Source organism: Chryseobacterium sp. CP-77 (assembly GCF_036362765.1).
GTDB classification, from domain to species: Bacteria; Bacteroidota; Bacteroidia; order Flavobacteriales; family Weeksellaceae; genus Chryseobacterium; species Chryseobacterium cupriresistens.
In genome coordinates, this window is the sequence record NZ_CP143637.1 from 3729914 (window position 1) to 3748681 (window position 18768).

17 protein-coding genes are annotated in these 18768 nt (G+C 37.4%); 8 read left to right on the forward strand and 9 right to left on the reverse strand.

Features of this window, described 5'->3' with window-relative positions; all coding sequences use genetic code 11:
- Positions 1–18 precede the first annotated feature (18 nt).
- Complete coding sequence (locus V0410_RS16640) at positions 19–1056, forward strand: quinone-dependent dihydroorotate dehydrogenase (RefSeq protein WP_330744939.1); 1038 nt, start codon at positions 19–21, stop codon at positions 1054–1056.
- Between the two features lie 30 nt (positions 1057–1086).
- On the opposite strand, the gene V0410_RS16645 is transcribed toward V0410_RS16640, so the two are convergent.
- Positions 1087–1977, reverse strand: a complete 891-nt coding sequence (locus V0410_RS16645; RefSeq protein WP_330744940.1) for a hypothetical protein — start codon at positions 1975–1977, stop codon at positions 1087–1089.
- A gap of 27 nt (positions 1978–2004) precedes the next feature.
- Positions 2005–3249: a DUF445 domain-containing protein gene (locus tag V0410_RS16650; RefSeq protein WP_330744941.1), complete on the reverse strand. Its 1245-nt coding sequence runs from the start codon at positions 3247–3249 to the stop codon at positions 2005–2007.
- 142 nt (positions 3250–3391) lie between these two features.
- Between V0410_RS16650 and msrB the strand changes: the two genes are divergently transcribed.
- Together msrB and V0410_RS16660 are read left to right on the forward strand one after the other, a co-directional pair.
- Positions 3392–3838 carry a peptide-methionine (R)-S-oxide reductase MsrB gene (gene msrB / locus V0410_RS16655; RefSeq protein ID WP_330744942.1) on the forward strand — a complete coding sequence of 149 codons (447 nt, stop codon included), beginning with the start codon at positions 3392–3394 and terminating at the stop codon, positions 3836–3838.
- A gap of 127 nt (positions 3839–3965) precedes the next feature.
- On the forward strand, positions 3966–4721 hold the full coding sequence (locus V0410_RS16660; protein ID WP_062673223.1) for a murein L,D-transpeptidase catalytic domain family protein: 756 nt from the start codon (positions 3966–3968) through the stop codon (positions 4719–4721).
- 30 nt (positions 4722–4751) lie between these two features.
- Here V0410_RS16660 and V0410_RS16665 read toward each other — a convergent pair whose 3' ends face one another.
- Positions 4752–6125, reverse strand: coding sequence for a HAMP domain-containing sensor histidine kinase (locus tag V0410_RS16665; protein WP_330744943.1), 1374 nt, complete (start codon positions 6123–6125; stop codon positions 4752–4754).
- The gene (locus tag V0410_RS16670; RefSeq protein ID WP_330744944.1) at positions 6122–6808 is read right to left on the reverse strand and encodes a response regulator transcription factor; all 687 of its coding nucleotides are present in this window, start codon (positions 6806–6808) and stop codon (positions 6122–6124) included. Before V0410_RS16670 ends, V0410_RS16665 begins: the two co-directional genes overlap by 4 nt.
- Before the next feature lie 238 nt (positions 6809–7046).
- Between V0410_RS16670 and V0410_RS16675 the strand changes: the two genes are divergently transcribed.
- Genes V0410_RS16675 through V0410_RS16685 form a run of 3 tightly spaced genes read left to right on the forward strand, consistent with a single transcriptional unit; the run spans position 7047 to position 9307 of the window.
- Complete coding sequence (locus V0410_RS16675; protein ID WP_330744945.1) at positions 7047–8375, forward strand: hypothetical protein; 1329 nt, start codon at positions 7047–7049, stop codon at positions 8373–8375.
- A gap of 11 nt (positions 8376–8386) precedes the next feature.
- A complete protein-coding gene (locus V0410_RS16680; RefSeq protein ID WP_330744946.1) occupies positions 8387–8806 on the forward strand; it encodes a Dabb family protein in 420 nt (139 codons plus the stop codon).
- Positions 8807–8827: 21 nt separating this feature from the next.
- Positions 8828–9307 carry a hypothetical protein gene (locus V0410_RS16685; protein WP_227941155.1) on the forward strand — a complete coding sequence of 160 codons (480 nt, stop codon included), beginning with the start codon at positions 8828–8830 and terminating at the stop codon, positions 9305–9307.
- Between the two features lie 143 nt (positions 9308–9450).
- On the opposite strand, the gene fabF is transcribed toward V0410_RS16685, so the two are convergent.
- From fabF to V0410_RS16710, 5 genes are all read right to left on the reverse strand, one after another.
- The gene (gene fabF, locus V0410_RS16690) at positions 9451–10692 is read right to left on the reverse strand and encodes a beta-ketoacyl-ACP synthase II (protein ID WP_330744947.1); all 1242 of its coding nucleotides are present in this window, start codon (positions 10690–10692) and stop codon (positions 9451–9453) included.
- Positions 10693–10892: 200 nt separating this feature from the next.
- Positions 10893–12161, reverse strand: coding sequence for an acetyl-CoA C-acetyltransferase (locus V0410_RS16695; RefSeq protein ID WP_330744948.1), 1269 nt, complete (start codon positions 12159–12161; stop codon positions 10893–10895).
- A gap of 10 nt (positions 12162–12171) precedes the next feature.
- Entirely contained in the window at positions 12172–12777 is a 606-nt protein-coding gene (locus tag V0410_RS16700; protein ID WP_330744949.1) for a TetR/AcrR family transcriptional regulator, read from the reverse strand.
- A gap of 177 nt (positions 12778–12954) precedes the next feature.
- Positions 12955–13374: an OsmC family protein gene (locus V0410_RS16705; protein WP_002982623.1), complete on the reverse strand. Its 420-nt coding sequence runs from the start codon at positions 13372–13374 to the stop codon at positions 12955–12957.
- Between the two features lie 88 nt (positions 13375–13462).
- Positions 13463–14329, reverse strand: a complete 867-nt coding sequence (locus V0410_RS16710; RefSeq protein WP_330744950.1) for a helix-turn-helix domain-containing protein — start codon at positions 14327–14329, stop codon at positions 13463–13465.
- A gap of 201 nt (positions 14330–14530) precedes the next feature.
- Here V0410_RS16710 and V0410_RS16715 point away from each other — a divergent pair, with 201 nt between their 5' ends.
- Positions 14531–15409 (forward strand): AraC family transcriptional regulator, encoded by an 879-nt coding sequence (locus V0410_RS16715; protein ID WP_330744951.1) that lies wholly within the window; start codon positions 14531–14533, stop codon positions 15407–15409.
- A 387-nt stretch (positions 15410–15796) separates the two neighbouring features.
- Entirely contained in the window at positions 15797–18763 is a 2967-nt protein-coding gene (locus tag V0410_RS16720) for a SusC/RagA family TonB-linked outer membrane protein (RefSeq protein ID WP_330744952.1), read from the forward strand.
- Positions 18764–18768 lie beyond the last annotated feature (5 nt).

An 18768-nucleotide genomic window follows, 5' to 3' on the forward strand; every position in this document is an offset into this window, starting at 1 on the left:
TTGTAAAACTTTTTTTCAATGTACAAATCGCTCATTCGTCCGATCCTTTTCAAATTTGATCCTGAAGAAGTTCATTATTTTACATTTTCAATGCTTAAAAATTTTGGATTTCTTACCAAACTGTTTTTACCCAAACCTATTGAAGACAAACGTCTGGAAAGAGAAGTCTTTGGATTGAAATTTAAAAATCCTGTAGGACTGGCTGCCGGTTTCGATAAAAATGCAGTGTTATTTAACGAATTGGGAGATCTTGGTTTCGGATTTGTAGAAATCGGGACGGTAACTCCAAGAGCGCAAGCCGGAAATCCTAAAAAAAGATTGTTCCGTTTGATTGAAGATGGCGGAATCATCAACAGAATGGGATTCAATAATGACGGTCTTGAAGCAGCTATTGAAAAACTGAAATCCAATAAAGGAAAAATAGTTATCGGTGGAAACATCGGGAAAAATACAGATACAAGCCCGGAAAATTATACGCAGGATTACTTAGATTGTTTTGAAGGTCTTCATCCTCATGTAGATTACTTTGTATTGAATGTGAGCTGCCCGAATGTAGGAAGCCACGCCAAACTGGAAGACGTAGACTATCTGAGAGAACTGATTACGGAAGTTAAAAAAATAAACCAGTCAAAATCTGTACAGAAACCTATACTGCTTAAAATTGCACCGGATTTGAATAACAATCAATTGGATGAAATTATTGATCTGATCGCAGAAACAAAAATAGATGGTATTGTAGTTTCCAATACATCCGTGAACAGAGAAGGACTGAAAACCTCTCCGGAAGTTTTAGCACAGATAGGAAATGGTGGATTAAGCGGAAAACCCATCCGTGAGAGAAGTACAAACATGATCAAATACCTTTCCGATAAAAGTAACAGAGCATTTCCAATCATTGGAGTTGGAGGAATTCACTCTGCTAAGGATGCGATGGAGAAGCTGGATGCAGGGGCTACACTGGTTCAGCTATATACAGGATTTATTTATGAAGGTCCGGAACTGATTAACGACATCAATAAGGAATTACTAAAAAGAGCCAGCAGGTTGCCGAGATAAAATAAAAGAGAGTTGATATGACTCTCTTTTTTATTTTGACTTTACAACAGATGCATTTTTAATATTTACTGTAAGCGTATGGGGCGGAGTGCTTTCGGTTTTTCCTATTTTATAGATAATCGTTTGTTTGTCTTTGGATTTCGTTTTGGTAACGTCATATATATTTTCGCGGCAGCTCTCAGTCAGGAATTCTTCATAGCTTTTATAATTCCAGTCTTTTGTGAAGTAAAGAACCCGGTAGCCTTTCTCCCCATTGCTTGCCCCGCATTGCCCGCAGGCATTAAAATTTGATATTTCCTCAAAATACAGTAAAATCCTGTTCCCATTTTCTCCTGAGGAATAAGATATTAGCTCGTTTCCGCCTGCTTTATTAATGAAATCATAGGTGTTTATTTTCTTGTTATTCGGTAAGTACAGATAATTGTTGAGACGGTAGATCATCGTATTGCCTGTAAACAATTTTGCAGGCTGAGCTTTTCCATTCAGATAAAAATGTCCTGGAACAGGGCTGGTATTCCGGCTGCTATTTTCAAATACAATAGATTCCTTTGGAGCTAATTTCTGGGCTATTTCATCAGTCTTTTCTACCTTCTGAAGAGAGGTAATCTGCTCTTTCAAAAGCTTCGAATTCTGTTTTTGTTTCGCTCCAAAATTATATAGCGACAAATTTCCATAATAGTCATATATTCCGGTAAGCGGGATTTTCTTTTTGTATTTGTCATAATAATACCATCCATCCACATAATGCTGATACTGATTACAATCTACTATTCCTGTATAGTTGAGTTCTATGGTAATCGGAATTCCTCCGATTTCTCCGGTAAAGGTCTGGGAAGAATCCGTTACTTTCTTTAATTCAACTTTTTGACACAGGGCAAATGTGAGGAAACAAAAAAAGAAGAGACTGAAAATTTTTTTCATGGCTGAGTGATCGTGGATTTTAGTTTTTTAAATGAAGAAGTGTGCGATGGTGTAGATAATCAGACCGACCAGCCCGCCGACCAGCGTTCCGTTGACCCGGATAAACTGCAGGTCTTTTCCTACTTCCAGTTCCAGTTTTTCACTGAGCTCTTTTCCCTGCCAGTTCCCAACGGTAGTACTGATGAGGTTTCCGAATTGATGAGTGTTTTTCAGGATGTACTTATAAGCCGTTACGCGAACCCAATGGTCAATTTTATTCTGAAGGTTTTCATCTGTTTTTAAATTCTGGGCAAACTCATTCAGATTTTTTGAAAGGTAATTTTTCAAAGCGGAATCCTCCTCCTGAAGTTCTTTCATCAATGTCCTTTTAATGGAAACCCAGATATCATTGGAATATTCATCCAGTTTATCATTTTTGAGAAGACCGTTTTTAATCGTTTTAAATTCCTCATCCCATTTCGGATCTTCTTTCAGATCAACGGAAAATTCATGAATTTTCTGAGTGATCAATGCTCTTACTTCATGCTGAGGATCTTCTTCTATTTCTTTGAAAAAATCAGAAAGTCCGTCGGCAATTTTATCAGCAATTTTGTTATCTACAAAAGATGGAATGAACGAATAACTGCCTTTTTTTACTCTCTCCTGGATCATTTCATCGTTTTCAATGATGTATTCTTTGATCTGTTTTGAAAGATTGGTGATGATTCTCTGGTGATCATTTTTTTCCAGTATATAACCGATTCCGTTTCCTACTACTTTATTAAGCTTGACATCATCTGTCATTTCAGAAACCTTTTTGCTGATAAACTGGCTTACCGTTGAATCATCCAGTTTATTGAGAATATCAAGAACAATATCCGAAAGGTTTTTAATCAAAATGTCCTGGCTTTTTTCCTTGGCCAGCCATTCTCCAACAAAATTGGAAACTTTAAGCTTTTGGATGTAAGGGCGGATATTCTGAGGTGAAAGGAAGTTTCCCACCACGAAATTTCCAAGATTGTCTCCCAGTCTCTGCTTACTGTTTTCAATCAGATTGGTGTGGGGAATAGGAAGCCCGAGAGGATGCCGGAATAAGGCCGTTACCGCAAACCAGTCCGCAAGCGCACCCACCATAGCGGCTTCAGCAAAGGCCCGGACATAGCCAATCCAGTGAGAGTTATCAGACTTCTGTAAAATAGTGGTAACAATGAAAATAACAGCCATCAGGACAAATAATCCGGTGGCAAATGCTTTATATTTTCTAAGTTGTTTTCTTTTTGCTTCGTCATTCATATTCTCAAATTTACTAAATTTGGTTATGAAACCATTCGTGGTTAAAGAATTAAAATTTACTATGAAATTTTTAATTTCAATAACCCTATTAATTATTCTGCAGGCATGTACGCAGAAATATGAACCTATTAAAAAAACTCCTATGGAAAATACACAAGCAAAAAGCAATCCATACTACTCCAGAACAGATACTTCAAAACTCAATGTTTCGAATGAAGAATGGAAAAAAATCCTTGCTCCGGATCTATACGCAATAGCCAGAGAAGCGGCAACAGAAAGAGCTTTTACAGGAAAATATAACGAATTTGATGAGGTAGGAGAATATTATTGTGCGGTATGTGGAAATCATCTGTTCCGTTCGACATCAAAATTTTCCAGCAGCTGCGGCTGGCCGAGTTTCTTTGAAGCTGATAAAGAAGGAGTCTATTATGTAAGAGATCAGTCGTACGGTATGGATAGAGTAGAGGTACTTTGTAAAAGATGTGATTCCCATCTGGGACATGTTTTTGATGACGGTCCGAAACCTACCGGATTAAGATATTGTATGAATTCTGTAAGCCTGGAATTTGTTCCGGATTCTCTAAAATAACCACTTTAATTCACAAAATCAGGACGTTAAAGTTTCTTAAATAGCGTTAAACTTTGTAGAGTTATAACTCCTTGGTAATTATGTTTTTATAATTTTGCCCCACTAATTTGGATTTATATAGTATTGAATGAAAGGATTTTATAGCGTATTAGGCCTTGTTTACATGGTGACGACTTCATTCTACATTTCCCCAAAAGTGGTGGCGAAAAGTGAGAATGTGAAAACAACGAAAACTGAAAAAGTAGCTGAAACGAAATCTGAGAAGAACACTGCAGCAGTGTCTTCATCAGAAGCACTGTACCAATCTATTGCATTTGAGCCGGGGCATGAACTGAATTATGATGTGTTCTCAAAAGCATTGACTGGCTATGAAAATTTAAAAAAAGCAGGATTGCTTACCCAGGACTCGCATTTATTGACTATCTGCGATTTTTCTATGTCTTCTAACACCAAAAGACTTTGGATTATTGACCTTGAAGACAAAAAAGTTCTGTTCAACTCATTGGTAGCACACGGAAAAAATACCGGCGAAGAATTTGCGACGAATTTTTCTAACAAGGAAAGTTCGCTGCAGAGCAGCCTGGGATTTTATATCACGGATGCAACCTATCAGGGTGATAACGGATACTCTCTGAAATTATTGGGAATGGATAAGGGCTTTAATGATGCTGCATACAGAAGAGCAATTGTAATGCATGGTGCGGATTATGTGAGTGATGCATTTGCTGCGATGCACAAAAGAATCGGAAGAAGCTGGGGATGCCCTGCCGTCCCAAGAGAACTGACACAGTCTATAATCAATACGATTAAAGGCAAAAACTGTCTGTTCATCTATTATCCTGATCAGAATTATCTTTCTTCCTCAGAATGGTTGAAAGCATAAATTAAAAAGCAGTCTATTTTAGACTGCTTTTTAATTTATGGAAGGAAATTCCACAGTAAATATACTTCCTTTGGCTACTTCAGAGTCGATAGTCAATTTTCCTTCGTGTATTTCTACAATTCTTTTTACAATGGAAAGACCGATTCCGTTTCCTTTTTCGAAACTCTTATTGGAACCGCGATAAAAAAGATCAAAAATTTTTGAAAGATCCTTTTCTGAAATACCGATCCCATGATCAATAAAATGAATTTTTATATGTTCCTGTTTGGTTTCTATCTCGATATGACAGCTTTTGTCTGCCGAATATTTACAGGCATTCTCTATTAAGTTGGAAAAAGCAACCTGCAGCAGGTAAGGGTTACCAAAAAAATCATAATTGTTTTCATCATCATCTGAGGCATTGCTCATATAATTGATCCCGATTTTGTAACTGGCATTTTTCTGCAGCAATGCAAGTTTGGCTTCTGCCAAAATCTCATCCAGACGTAGATTGGTAAAACTGATTTGTGATACATCATAGCTGGCTCTGGCAAAATCCAAAAGAGCAGAAGATAGTTCCGAAGCATCATTCGCATCCTGCAGGGCATTGTCAATAGAAAGCTTATAGTCATCCAAGGTCACGTTAAGTTCCTTGGCAAGCTCAAGCTCAGCAATTAAGGTAGAAAGAGGTGTCCGGAACTCATGGGAAATAGTGGTGACGAATTGCTTATGATTGTTGAAGGATTTTTCAAGTCTGTTGAAAGTAGAATTAAAAGTTTCCGTTAGTTCATAAATCTCATCTTTTGCTTTGGGAATATCCAGCCGTTTATTAAGGTTGTGCTCTGAAATATCACGGATCTGGAGAATGATATCCTTTAAAGGCTTAAGTGTATAATAGGAAAAAAGAAATCCTATAATAAAAATGATAACAATGGAGCTGATGTAGATGATGATAATATCTTTTTTAAACTCAGAAATATGGGCTTTTCCCGTAACATCTACTGCACTTCCAATGATATAATATTTTTCTCCGTTGGATGGAAACTGCATGGCAATATACTGACGGTCACCCTGCTGCCAGAATATTCTGTTTTTATTGGACCGGGTAATTTTGTTCAGGTATTTTTCATTGCTTTTGAGAGGAGGAATATCTGTGAAGGTAAGCTCTTTTTTGCTGTTATAAACACTGATGTCTGCTTCATTCAGAAGTTTTTGGTTACGCCGGTGAAGTTCACGGATTTTTTCATCACTGATTCTGGCATCAAATATAAATTCTGAACGCCAGATCACTTTGTATCCCAGCCGGTCATTGAATTCATCTTCTCTGTTTTTTTCAGAAACAAAATAAAGAACGTAGGCAAACAAAAATAGGATGCCTGCAGTAAGGATGGAATAAATGAGTGCTGTTCGGGTTGCTATTTTCATAATTGTGAAGCAAAAATAAATCCTACTCCGGGTTTGGTATGAATCAGTTTATGGTCAAAATTTTTATCAATCTTTTTCCGTAAATATGCAATATAGACATCAATATAATTGGTTCCGGTGTCGAAATGATTCCCCCATACATTTTCGGCAATTTCTTCGCGGGTAAGAATTCTTTCGGCATTGCTTACGAGAAATACCAGGAGTTTAAATTCTTTGGGAGTAAGTTCTATTTCCGCTCCGTTTCTGAAAACCCTGTTGAATTTCTTATCGATCTTCAGGTCATGATATTCGAGTTTGGTCAGATAAGCTTCTTTATTTTTATTTGATCTCCTCTGCAGAATAGCTTTGATTCTCACATAGAGCTCCCGGATCTCAAAAGGTTTCACCATATAGTCATCCGCTCCGGCGTCAAATCCTTCAATTTTTTCATCAATCGTTCCCAGAGCGGTAAGCATGATGATGGGGAGGTCAGGATATTGCTGTTTGATCAGTTTGCACAGATCAATACCACTCATTTTCGGGAGCATAATATCCGTAATGGCCAGATCAAATGTTATTTTATTCAGCAGGATAATCGCATCTTCTGCATCTTCCGAAATATAAACCTGATATTGCTGGCTTTCCAGTCCTCTTTTCAAAAGACTTGAAACACGTGAGTTATCTTCTACAATTAAAATTTTCATAAAGAAATACGATGAATAGGGGTGTTGGTTTTTCAAACGTTTTTTTGATTTTAAAAGCCTGACTTTCATTTATTCACAAAGCACTTTACAAAGGTATTTTATATTTTTCTTTTATCAGAAAACATTCCCCCTTTTAATAGTTTTCTATAAGGTTTCTAATAGATTTCTAATACCTGTCGGGCTTTTAGCAATCTAATTTTGTCCCGTTGAAATCAACAAAAGATAAGAATAGAAAAATATGAAGACTACCTCTTTCAAAACAGCAATTGCGTTGTTTTCCTTATTAGGACTTATGGGGAAATTAGAAGCCCAGAAAAAAAATGATTTTAATAATCCCGGATTGACTCATTATTTCAATGAAGATCACTCAAGATATATTTCCTTTAGCGGATATGCAGAATTGTGGGGCAGATATACTCAGCTTAACCCTGGGAGCCTTGTCAATAACGAAGCAAAATCAGACCTGTCTGACCTTTCGCTTAGAAGGGTTCGTGTAAAAATGACTTATAAGCCAACAGAAAAACTGATGTTTGTATTGCAGGGTGGAACTACCAACGTGAATGTCAATGCAAAAGGAAGTAATTATTTTGACCTTCTGGATGCCTACGCTGAATATGCTTTTAATGATAAAATTGCTTTTGGTGCAGGACGTTCTACATGGCGCGGCCTCTCAAGATTTACTACAGGACCTTTGAATACGCTTTTATACGACCTGCCGGCTTATGCAACCTCCAATGCAGGGACTACGGATTATACCGTGAGGGAATTGAGTGCCTATATTAAAGGGCAACTCGGAAAGTTTGATTACCGCCTGGTAGTAGCCGATCCTTATACCATGGCAACTTCTGATCCGAAACTGAATGTCGCTTCCTTTAGTAAAAACTCCCCCGGAAAAGACTTCTCAGGATATTTCAGATATGCTTTTTTGGACAAGGAAAATATTTCCACTCCCTTTAATGCAGGAACTTATGTAGGGAAGAAGAATGTACTGAGTCTGGGAGCGGGGTTTGATTATATTCACAATGCATTATGGCATCTGGATTCCGGTAAGAATACAGTGAATGATGATATGAAAAGCTTTGCAGTAGATTTATTTTATGATGCACCACTGAATAAAGAAAAAGGAACGTCAATAAGCGCTTATGGGATGGCGATGCATAACGACTACGGACCCAATTATATCCGGTATGTAGGTACCAATAATCCTGCAACTTCTGTAGATGTGACACAAGCGAGTCTGAATGGAGCAGGAAATGCAATGCCTGTTATCGGAACCGGAAATACATATTATGTACAACTGGGAGGAACCCTGCCTTATCTGGACAAAGAAAAGAAAAGTCTTCAGCTTCAGCCTGCCGTAGGAATGCAGCTGTCAGATCTGAAAGGGCTTCATGATAATGCTGTGATCTATGATGCAGGAATATCTCTGCTGATGAACGGAATGTCTTCCCGTTTAACCTTTGACGCCCAGAACAGACCTGTTTATACCAATGACCCTTCAAACAATGCCGTAGTTTCAGACCGGAAATGGCAGTTTGTCCTTAAATACAGAATAGATTTTAATTAAAATAAATGACAATGGAAAGAAGAAAATTTTTATTCCGCTCAGTCCAGGCTTCTGCTTTGCTGCTGATCTCAGGAAATATGTTTGCCTCTGCTTTACCCATGTTTAATCCTAAAAAAAAGAAAAAAGTGTACTTCCATTATTTGTTGTTCTGGCTTAGAAAAGACCTTTCCGGGCCTGAGGTAAAAGAATTTGAAAATTTTTTTGAAGGTCTTAAAAAGCTTCCTTATCAGAAGAATCTCCGTTATGGAAAGCCGGCAGCTTCCAGCCCGAGAAGCGTTTTAGACAGCACATTTACTTATAATGCTTCTATGGAATTCGATAGTCTGGAAGAGCTTGAAGCATATGGAAAACTTCCTGAACATCTTTCTTTGGTTCAGAAATATAAACCATTCTTTGACAGAATGCTGGTTTACGATACTGTTTATAATTAAAAATAAAAAATTAAATTTATAATGAAAAACATCATTAAGGGCTTAAGCCTTGTTTTAGTAGTAAGTACTGTAGGATTTATGAATGCACAACATAAAAAACACAACCATGTGAGCGTTACAGCGGAGAGCTCCACTGAGTTTATTCCTGCCATAAGATTAATTAATAATCCTGACGGCTCATGCTCTTTTGAGAAAGGGAAAATACCTACTCTTAAACATATGAATACCACAACATTCTGGATGAGCAATAAAACGGAGGAGTGGGAAAAAAATGCACATCCGGCTCCCAGAAGACAATATGTGATTACCATCAAGGGCAATATACGATTTAAAGTAACAGATGGTTCTACTTTTATGATTAAACCGGGAGTAGTTCTTCTTGCAGAAGACCTTAAAGGAACCGGCCACAGCTGGGATATGGTGAAAAGCAAAGAATGGGAGAGACTCTATATTCCGATTGCTGAAAATGCCGATGATTTTTTTATACCGGATGCTCAATAGTTACAAGTCAATCTCTTTTATAAGGGGTATATAATTCGTTATATTTGAAGCAGTCAGTTTTGACTGCTTTTTAATTTTTAATCTGATTAAAAAATCCCTGTATGATTATTATACAGGGACTTTCAATTATTATTTAATGGGATTTAACTGAATTTCTTGAAAACAACAGTTGCATTGTGTCCACCAAATCCAAAAGCATTACTCAACGCAAAATTGATATTCTTTTCTTTCGCTTCTCCGAAAACAATATTGATATCCTTAGGAATACTTTCATCAATATTGTGAAGATTAATCGTTGGAGGAATAATTCCGTTCTGAATCGCTTTGATCGAAAGAATGGCTTCCACCGCCCCGGCAGCACCCAATAAATGCCCGGTCATGGATTTTGTGGCACTGATATCAAGGTTTTTACTTCCTTTGAATGCTTTATTAATGGCTGTTAATTCAATCATATCTCCTAATGGTGTTGAAGTAGCATGAGGGTTAATATAATCAATATCTTCCATATTGGCTCCTGCTTCTTTCACTGCCAGCTGCATTGCTTTTATAGCTCCTGCACCTTCAGGATGAGGTGCTGTCATGTGGTATGCATCTGCCGTCATGGCAGCTCCTGCTAATTCTGCATAAATTTTTGCTCCTCTGGCCACAGCATGTTCATATTCTTCAAGCACCAGGGCTCCTGCACCTTCACCCATTACAAATCCGTCTCTGTCTGCATCGTAAGGTCGGCTGGCCGTTGCAAAATCATCATTTCTTGTCGACATGGCTTTCATAATAGAGAAGCCTCCGATAGAAGCCGGAGTGATAGCTGCTTCAGAACCACCGCTGATGATTACTTTGGCTTTTCCCAAACGGATATAATTGAAGGCATCCATCAATGCCGTATTTCCTGTAGCACAGGCAGAAACTGTTGTATAATTGATTCCCTGAAGACCGTATTTCATAGAAATCATTCCCGAAGCCATATTGGCGATAAACTTCGGTACAAAAAAAGGATTGAAACGGGGCGTTCCGTCTCCGGCTGCGAAATCCATTACTTCTTTTTCAAAAGTCCACATTCCGCCCTGTCCTGTTCCCCAGATGACTCCTGTGTCGAAGGGATCCATTTTTTCAAGCTCCAGGCCTGAATCCTGAATCGCTTCTGCAGAAGCATACATGGCATATTGTGTAAACAGGTCACTTCTCTTGATTTCGTTATGATTCAGATATACTTTTGGATCAAAGCCTTTTACCTCACAAGCAAAATGTACTTTAAATTTTTCCGTATCGAAATGGGTAATGAGTCCTGCTCCGCTGACTCCTTTAATACTGTTTTGCCAAAAATCTTCAACATTATTTCCCAAAGGTGTCACAGCACCTAATCCTGTAATGACAACTCTCTTCATATGTAGTTACTATTTTTTAATAGATTAGACTTTCATAAGATAAACCCTGTTTATCCCATGTTTTATTAATTACTTCTTTTATCAGCTAATTTTTGCACTGCAATATTATCAATTTTCTATCTCTGCAGACGAATAATCAATCATATTATTTACTGCATAATAAAAGAATCTGCTCTTTTGAATATAGGATGAGGCTTTTATTACTTTTCCAAAATCATCGTTACTCCCTGTCCACGGGCTGCACAAATGGATATAAACCCTTTTCCACTGCCTTTTTCATGAAGTAATTTTGCCAGTGTTGCGATAATTCTTCCTCCGGTTGCAGCAAAAGGATGGGCGGCTGCAAGGCTTCCTCCTTTTACATTCAGTTTATTTCTGTCTATTTTTCCCAGCGCTTTTTCCAATCCGAACTTTTTGGCCAGCTCATCATTTTCCCAGATTTTTATGGTAGCCAGGACCTGTGCTGCAAATGCTTCATGAATTTCGTAGTAATCAAAGTCTGACAAATTCATACCTGCTTTTTTAAGCATTCTCTCTGCTGCAAAAACAGGAGCTAGAAGTAAATCCTGTTTATTTTCAACATATTCTATTCCTGCCAGCTCTGAAAAAGTGATATAAGCTAAGACGGGAAGGTTATTGGCTATCGCCCATTCTTCGCTGGCAAGCAAAACTGCAGAAGCACCATCTGTAAATGGAGTTGAATTTCCTGCCGTTAAGGTTCCGTTCTGCTTATCAAAAGCAGGTTTCAGCTGCGATAATTTTTCAATACTGCTGTCACGTCTCAGATTATTATCTTTATCCAGCCCAAAAGCTGGAGTGATCATATCATCAAAAAATTCCTCATCATAAGCTTTTGCCATATTCTGATGGCTTTTTAATGCCAGTTGATCCTGTTCTTCTCTTGGTATATTGTAATATTGGGCAGTGATTTCTGTATGTTCGCCCATGACAAGACCTGTTTTGGGTTCCTGCCCTTTATAAGGAATGGGCATCCAGTCTTTCAGCTTCGGGCTTAGCAGTTGTTTTATTTTTCCAAACGCTGATTTTTCTTTATTAGCTTTGAGCAGGGCTTTTCTTAACCTTGGTGAAGACTCAAAAGGAATGTTGCTCATGGCTTCCACACCGCATGCAATACCACAGTCTATCTGACCCAGGGCAATTTTATTCCCAATATAAACAGCTGCTTCAATTCCTGTATCACATGCCTGCTGAAGATCACAGGCAGGAGTAGCGGGATCCAGCGTTGTATTCATCACCGTTTCTCTGATGAGGTTGCTTTCGGAAATGTGTTTAATGACTGCGCCGCCGGCAACCTCTCCGAGTCGTTTTCCTTTTAAGTGATAACGGTCTATTAATCCGTTCAGAGAAGCAAGCAGAAGATCCTGGTTTCCCTGCTCTGAATAAGCGGTATTCATTCTGGCAAAAGGAATTCTGTTGTATCCTACAATAGCCACTTTTTTTGTTTCCATATGGTGTAATTTATGATGGAAGAATATTGAGTTCATGATCAATCATTTGGGCCACCTTATCTAAGGCATGGTTGAGATAACTTTGATCACCCATTGTTTTTGAAAGCAGGATTCCGCCTTCAATAAGCATGATGAACAGGGAGGCATATTGCTCAGCATTGACTTTTTGATCAATTTCACCTTTGTTTTGCCCCTCAGCGATAGTAGTTGATATTTTTGTCATCCATTGTGTAAAAGACCTTTTCACCTGAGTTTTTAAAGCAGGAAAAGAGTCATCAGCTTCCGTAGCAGCATTCATCAGCGGACAGCCGCCGTTGGCAAAGACAAACTTCCAGTTTTTTCGGTAAAAATCTACAAATGCATGGAGTTTATCCAGTGAAGTAGGAAATTCATTGCCAAAGGAGCGGCTGAGGGTTTTACTCAACACGGCGGCATTGTATTTATAAACCTCAATGGCTACTTCATCTTTGTTTTCAAAATTTCCATAAATGCTGCCTTTCGTCAGTCCGGTTGCCTGGGTAATGTCTGACAGCGAAGTGGAAATATAACCCTTGGTATTAAAAAGAGTTGCTGTTTTCTCAATGATATGCTGTTTTGTTTTTTCTGCCTTCGACATTATAAATGTTTAAATATGATGCAAATATACAAAAATATACCACTCGGTATATTTTATTGAAAAAGAATAATTAATTTCAATGTTTTGGATTTAAGTTTTGGCTGAAGCCAACGGATTCTTTTAAATTAAAAAAACGGGCTAAAGCCCGTTTCTATTGATATTGAATGAATACTTAAATTAGTTTTCCAAAGTAGCATTCAAAGTAATTTCAAAGTTGAATGCGGCGCTTACAGGGCATCCTTCTTCTGCAATTTTCGCAAACTTCTGGAATTCTTCTTCTGAGATTCCCGGCACTTTAGCGGTTAATGTCAGTTCAGATTTTGTAATCTTTCCGATGTTTGGATCCAGGGTAATAACAGAAGTTGTTTTTAATTCTTCTGGATTGTACCCTGCCTGAGATAATTCGGCATCAAGTTTCATGGTGAAACATCCTGCGTGGGCAGCTGCCAGCAATTCTTCAGGGTTGGTACCTACACCGTCTGCAAAACGGCTGTTGAAAGAATATTGAGTCTGGTTTAAAGTTGTACTCTGAGTCGTTAAATGTCCTTTTCCTTCTTTAATAGTACCGTTCCAAACGGCTGTTGCGTTACGTCTCATAATGTTTGTTTTTTTGTATTTAGTATTGTTTGATTTTGATGTTACAAAGGTATGTCTGCGATAAGGATCTTTCAATAGATAAAATGACTTAAATATTGTACTTTTTTCCCGTAGAGTAATTTTTTTTAAAATTTGCGGGAGTGCTTCCTATTTTATTGGTGAAAAGACGGTTGAAATAAGCCGGATCTTCATATCCGAGATCATAGGCAATTTCTTTTACAGGTTTATCCGTATAGAATAGTAATCTTTTTGCTTCTAATAAAATTCTGTTAATGATAAACTGGTTGGGAGACTCCAGCTTTAAGTTTTTAAATTTATGAGTTAAAGTTTTGGGAGCAATGTGAAGAAGTTCTGCATAATCTGCGACATTATGTTTTTCTCTGAAATGAATTTCCAGGTGTCTGCTGAAATCCCGGAAAATATCAAGTTCGCTGCCAGGAATTCTGATGGTATCATTGTCTAAGTTTTGTTTCTTCCATTTGCGGGTAGCCCGTATGATGATCTGTTTTACATACGTTCTGATCATTTCCTCTGCAGAAGAATCTCTCCATTCAAGTTCATTCTGGATATTCTGGAACAAACTTTTTATAAGAATGGCTTCTGAGTTGTCAAGTTCCACAAAAGGAATTTCAAATACATTATGAAAGAGAAGCCCGTCACAAGCCACTTCCTTATCATGGATCTGGATACAGTAGAAATCGCGGTTGTAGAAAAGAAGGATTGATTCGTCCTGTCCTTTTTGTATGCTTAGATGCTGGTTGGTCAGAAAAAACAGAGAGGGTTTCTTTGTTCTATAATGATTAAAATCTACCGTAAGCTCATATCCGGGAGGAATAAAAAACACCTTGATATCAGTTTTGAAATGATTTCCGTTGAAGTTTTCCAGATTTTCTTCTGAAAATACTTCCAGTCCGAGTCTTTTATAGTGATCTTCAAAAATAAGCTGTTGCGGCATCTTTTAACTTTAGTTTAAAGATACAAAAAAGCATGATTTGAGCTGTATTAAATTATCGAACCCTACCATTTCTTATGTTTGATATATAAAATTGAAATAAAATAAATCGGAAATATGTTTTTACATTGATATTATTTTATCATTTTTACAAAGATTTGTATTGTAACCTAAAAGTATTAACTTTTTTTCATAACTGCCTGTATGAGCGAATTAGAAAATATTCTGAGAGAAATAACTCCACTATCTCCTGAGGACAGTTTTCTCGTGTTTGACAGGATTAAGGCCTCCTTCGACTTTCCGTATCATTATCACCCGGAAATAGAAATCAATTTTATTTATAAGGGGAAGGGTTACAAAAGGATGGTGGGAGATCATACCGGAGAGATCGGAAATATAGAATTGGTATTGGTGGGACCTAATTTACCGCATTGCTGGGCCAATTACAGATGTAAGAACAGAAAGACCCACGAAATTACCATACAGTTTAATCAGGATTTCTTTAACCAGTCACTGATGGAAAAAAATATCCTGAAACCCATCAATAATCTTATGAAAGATTCCATCCGGGGAATTCTTTTTTCTACAGAAACTGCCGAGAAACTAAAAGATTCGTTTCTCAATCTTTCAAAGATGAACAGCTTTGAATCTTTCATAGAAATCATGAAAATTCTGAATGAACTGGCTGTAGCAGAGGATAAAATACTTTTATCTTCGTATAGTATTGAACTTGAAACTTTTGCAGATAATGATAAAATGAAAGTGGTTCATGATTTTGTCCATAAAAATTTTGAAAACAAAATTACACTGGATAATGCAGCATCATTGGTGAATATGAGCAATGTAACGTTCAACAGGTTTATTAAAAAAAGAACAGGGAAAACCTTTATCAATTATCTTAACGAGATAAGAATCAGCTATGCTGCGCGCTGGCTGATGGAAAAGAATCTTACTGTTTTTGAAATTGCTTTTGAGGCTGGCTTTAATAATATTGCCAACTTCAATAAAGTTTTTAAGTCGATCAAAAAGACAACTCCAACCGAATTTAGAGAACAGTTCAAAGGAGTTAAAAAGATTGAATAATACGTTTTAAAAATTTATTTTTTCATTTTTTACATACTGTTTTTTGCACTAAAATTCTGTGCAAAACTCTACTTTTATTTTGTCAGAATATCAGAATAAATCCTCTTTTTTTTAATGTTTGGAGAGTGTTGTATTGTGTTGATATATAGGTGTTTAATATCTTTTAAAATTAATTGCTGAAAAAATAATATCGTTTTATGATAAAATAGTATTATATCAGACTGGTTACAAAATTTAGATTTGTGAATGTGAATTAAATCTTAACAAAACTTTAAATAATTTAATACATAAACGGCAAAATTTTGCTGAAAGAACAATAATTTTTTTTGTATTAAAAAATAAAGTAATGTCACTGATTCTCAATTAAATCTAACGAATCTATACCTTATGAGAAAAGCAGTTATACCCGTTCTGTTCGTTTTTTCACTTACTGCGAATGCACAGGAGAAAAAAGCGGCCGACACTACGAAGACAACCAGTATTGAGGAGGTCGTGGTCACCTCTTTGGGGATAAAAAGGCAGGCCCGCTCTTTGACGTATTCCAGTCAGCAGATTGGCGGGGATGAGCTTACAGAAGTGAAAACTCCCAATCTATTGAATTCGATCAATGGAAAAGTTTCCAACGTACAGATCAACAGAACCAATGGTGTAGGTAGCTCCGTAAGGGTGGTCATGAGAGGAGATAAGTCTGTCAACAGTGCACAGCCACTGTATGTGATTGATGGTATTCCTATTATCAACGGAACAGGAAAATCAGCAGATATCGGACAGTATTCCAATATGCCGGATCCGGGGGATGTACTGAGCTCTATCAATCCCGATGATATTGAAAGCATCAACTTCCTGAAAGGAGCTTCTGCTTCTGCATTGTACGGTTCTGCCGGAGGTAACGGGGCTATCCTGATTACCACTAAAAAAGGACGTGCAGGGAAAAGTTCAATTACTTACAGCTCCAGTCTTACAGTGGACAGGGCTTATAGTCTTCCAAAACTACAGCACAGTTATCTGTCTTATGACCCTTCTGTATCGGGATCACAGCCGGGACAGTCAGTAGAAAGCTGGGGCGCAAAAGGATCTTCTAAAGATTATCTTAAAGACTTCCTTCAGACAGGAACAACTTGGGTAAATAGCCTTTCTTTCCAGTCAGGAAATGAGAGATCAACAAGTTATTTCTCAATCGGAAATACTACCAACAAAGGAGTGGTTCCCATGTCATATTTTGATCAGTATAATGTATCCTTCAGAAATTCAAGTAAGTTTCTGGATGATAAGTTAACATTAGATGCCAACTTCATCGGGTCATTACAGGAAAGTAAGAACAGACAGACTCCCGGAGCATCTTTTTCTCCTTTGACGAGTTTGTACTGGTTGCCAAGAGGAGTCGAATTTGATCAGTATGGTCCAGATAATTACAGTTACTTAAATAAAGAAAGATTTTTACCAGCTCAAAACTGGTGGGAGGTTAATCCGGATGGAAGTTTTAAAGGAAACCCGCCAACACAGAACCCTTATTGGATATTAAACCGTAATCCGGTTACTGTAAGCAATAAAAATACCTATGGAGCGCTTTCATTATCTTACCAGATCAATCCCTGGTTAACGGCAAGAGTGAGAGGGAATTATAGCTGGAATATTTCAGACAGTCAGCGTGATATTGCTGCTTTTTCAGCACCTACTTTACTGGCTGTTAAGGAAGGAATTAATGGAAGAATTCTTAAGAATACCTATGAAAACTCTTCAACATATGGGGACGTGTTGCTTATCGGTAGTCCTAAAATTAGTGAGTCTTTCTCTTTAGATTTTACGTTAGGAGGAAGTATCAATACCACCAGAAATAAAATAGGACAAATTGATAATGCATATCTGACAAACCCTAACCTTTTCACTGTGAGTAATCTTGAATGGGGTAAAAAAAGATCCCCTGGTGACGGATATCATAATATCTATACCAATATGAAGAAGCAGGTACAATCTGTATTTGCAAGTGCTACAGTAGGGTATAAAAATATGTTTTATGTGGACATGACTTTTAGAAATGACTGGGATTCCAGTCTGGCCTTAACAGGGAGAACGGGATTTGACTATGAATCTGTAGGAGCTAATGCTGTATTATCTTCTGTTTTCAAACTTCCGGAAGTCATTAGTTTCTGGAAAGTAAGAGGATCTTATGCAACGGTAGGATTAGGGTTGCCTACCAATATTTCCAACGCAATGATTGAATATAATAAAGGATATACTGTTGGTGTAGATGCGGGAACACTTGTGTTTCCAAAGAGTTCATTCATTACTGATCCTAAGTATAAAGACCTGTTTCCGAAACCTGAATTTAATAAAACTTTTGAAGTTGGAACAGAGTTAAGGATGTTTAGTAACAAATTAAGTTTTGATATTACTTACTACAACTCTAATACGAGCAATCAATTGTTAGAGACAAAAATCGATTCTTATTTCGGAGGAATAGCTCCTGGATCATATTATATTAATGCAGGGAAAATCCGAAATACAGGTTTTGAATCTTCATTGTCTTATAAGGTCTTCAGTTCAGAAAAATTTGGATGGACAACTACATTAAATGCTTCTGCCAACAAAAACAAAATTGTTGAATTGTTTCCACCAAGTTTACCTATATCAGAAAACCAACTTTTCTCATTAACAGGAGGAGGGGAATACACAAAACTGAAATTGGGAGGATCTTTCGGTGATCTTTACGGAATAAAGTTTAAAAGAGACGATCAGGGACGTATTTTAGTGAATGAAAAAGGAATCCCATTAGCAGAAGGTACTCCTTCTTATCTTGGTAATCCGAATCCTAAGTTTATTATGGGATTCAATAACTCCTTTAACATTGGTAAGCTGGGAATATCTTTCCTTATTGATGGTAAATTTGGAGGGAAGGTACTTTCTCTTACAGAAAAAGCCAATGATATCTATGGGGTAAGTCAGTCTACAGCTGATGCAAGAGATGCAGGCGGAGTATCTATTCCAAATGCAGTGTATGCACCCGGAACTCCAAATGCAGGCCAAGCTTACACAGGTTTAACTAATGCAAAAGATTATTATAAAGCAGTAGGAACAACAGAAGGGTTTGGAAAAGGTATTGATGAAGCCTATCTGTACAGTGCTACAACAATACGTTTACGCCAGGCTTCCATTTCATATACTTTCGATATTCAATCTAAATATATGAGAAACGCAACCGTAAGCTTAGTAGGAACCAACTTATTTTTCTTCTACAAAAAAGCACCGTTTGATCCTGAGCAGGTATCAGGAAATACACCTGGTGGTGTTGGGGTAGATTCATTCGGATTACCGGTTACCCGATCTATTGGATTATCATTAAAAGCTAACTTCTAACTTTT

What these genes read in the sequence shown, in the direction of transcription:
- msrB (WP_330744942.1), top strand. Translation starts at nt 3,392, where the DNA reads ATGGAAAATACACAAGCAAAAAGCAATCCATACTACTCCAGAACAGAT.
- fabF (WP_330744947.1), bottom strand. Translation starts at nt 10,692, where the DNA reads ATGAAGAGAGTTGTCATTACAGGATTAGGTGCTGTGACACCTTTGGGA.
- V0410_RS16710 (WP_330744950.1), bottom strand. Translation starts at nt 14,329, where the DNA reads ATGCCGCAACAGCTTATTTTTGAAGATCACTATAAAAGACTCGGACTG.
- V0410_RS16680 (WP_330744946.1), top strand. Translation starts at nt 8,387, where the DNA reads ATGGAAAGAAGAAAATTTTTATTCCGCTCAGTCCAGGCTTCTGCTTTG.
- V0410_RS16715 (WP_330744951.1), top strand. Translation starts at nt 14,531, where the DNA reads ATGAGCGAATTAGAAAATATTCTGAGAGAAATAACTCCACTATCTCCT.
- V0410_RS16645 (WP_330744940.1), bottom strand. Translation starts at nt 1,977, where the DNA reads ATGAAAAAAATTTTCAGTCTCTTCTTTTTTTGTTTCCTCACATTTGCC.
- V0410_RS16675 (WP_330744945.1), top strand. Translation starts at nt 7,047, where the DNA reads ATGAAGACTACCTCTTTCAAAACAGCAATTGCGTTGTTTTCCTTATTA.
- V0410_RS16720 (WP_330744952.1), top strand. Translation starts at nt 15,797, where the DNA reads ATGAGAAAAGCAGTTATACCCGTTCTGTTCGTTTTTTCACTTACTGCG.
- V0410_RS16705 (WP_002982623.1), bottom strand. Translation starts at nt 13,374, where the DNA reads ATGAGACGTAACGCAACAGCCGTTTGGAACGGTACTATTAAAGAAGGA.
- V0410_RS16685 (WP_227941155.1), top strand. Translation starts at nt 8,828, where the DNA reads ATGAAAAACATCATTAAGGGCTTAAGCCTTGTTTTAGTAGTAAGTACT.
- V0410_RS16670 (WP_330744944.1), bottom strand. Translation starts at nt 6,808, where the DNA reads ATGAAAATTTTAATTGTAGAAGATAACTCACGTGTTTCAAGTCTTTTG.
- V0410_RS16665 (WP_330744943.1), bottom strand. Translation starts at nt 6,125, where the DNA reads ATGAAAATAGCAACCCGAACAGCACTCATTTATTCCATCCTTACTGCA.
- V0410_RS16650 (WP_330744941.1), bottom strand. Translation starts at nt 3,249, where the DNA reads ATGAATGACGAAGCAAAAAGAAAACAACTTAGAAAATATAAAGCATTT.
- V0410_RS16695 (WP_330744948.1), bottom strand. Translation starts at nt 12,161, where the DNA reads ATGGAAACAAAAAAAGTGGCTATTGTAGGATACAACAGAATTCCTTTT.
- V0410_RS16640 (WP_330744939.1), top strand. Translation starts at nt 19, where the DNA reads ATGTACAAATCGCTCATTCGTCCGATCCTTTTCAAATTTGATCCTGAA.
- V0410_RS16700 (WP_330744949.1), bottom strand. Translation starts at nt 12,777, where the DNA reads ATGTCGAAGGCAGAAAAAACAAAACAGCATATCATTGAGAAAACAGCA.
- V0410_RS16660 (WP_062673223.1), top strand. Translation starts at nt 3,966, where the DNA reads ATGAAAGGATTTTATAGCGTATTAGGCCTTGTTTACATGGTGACGACT.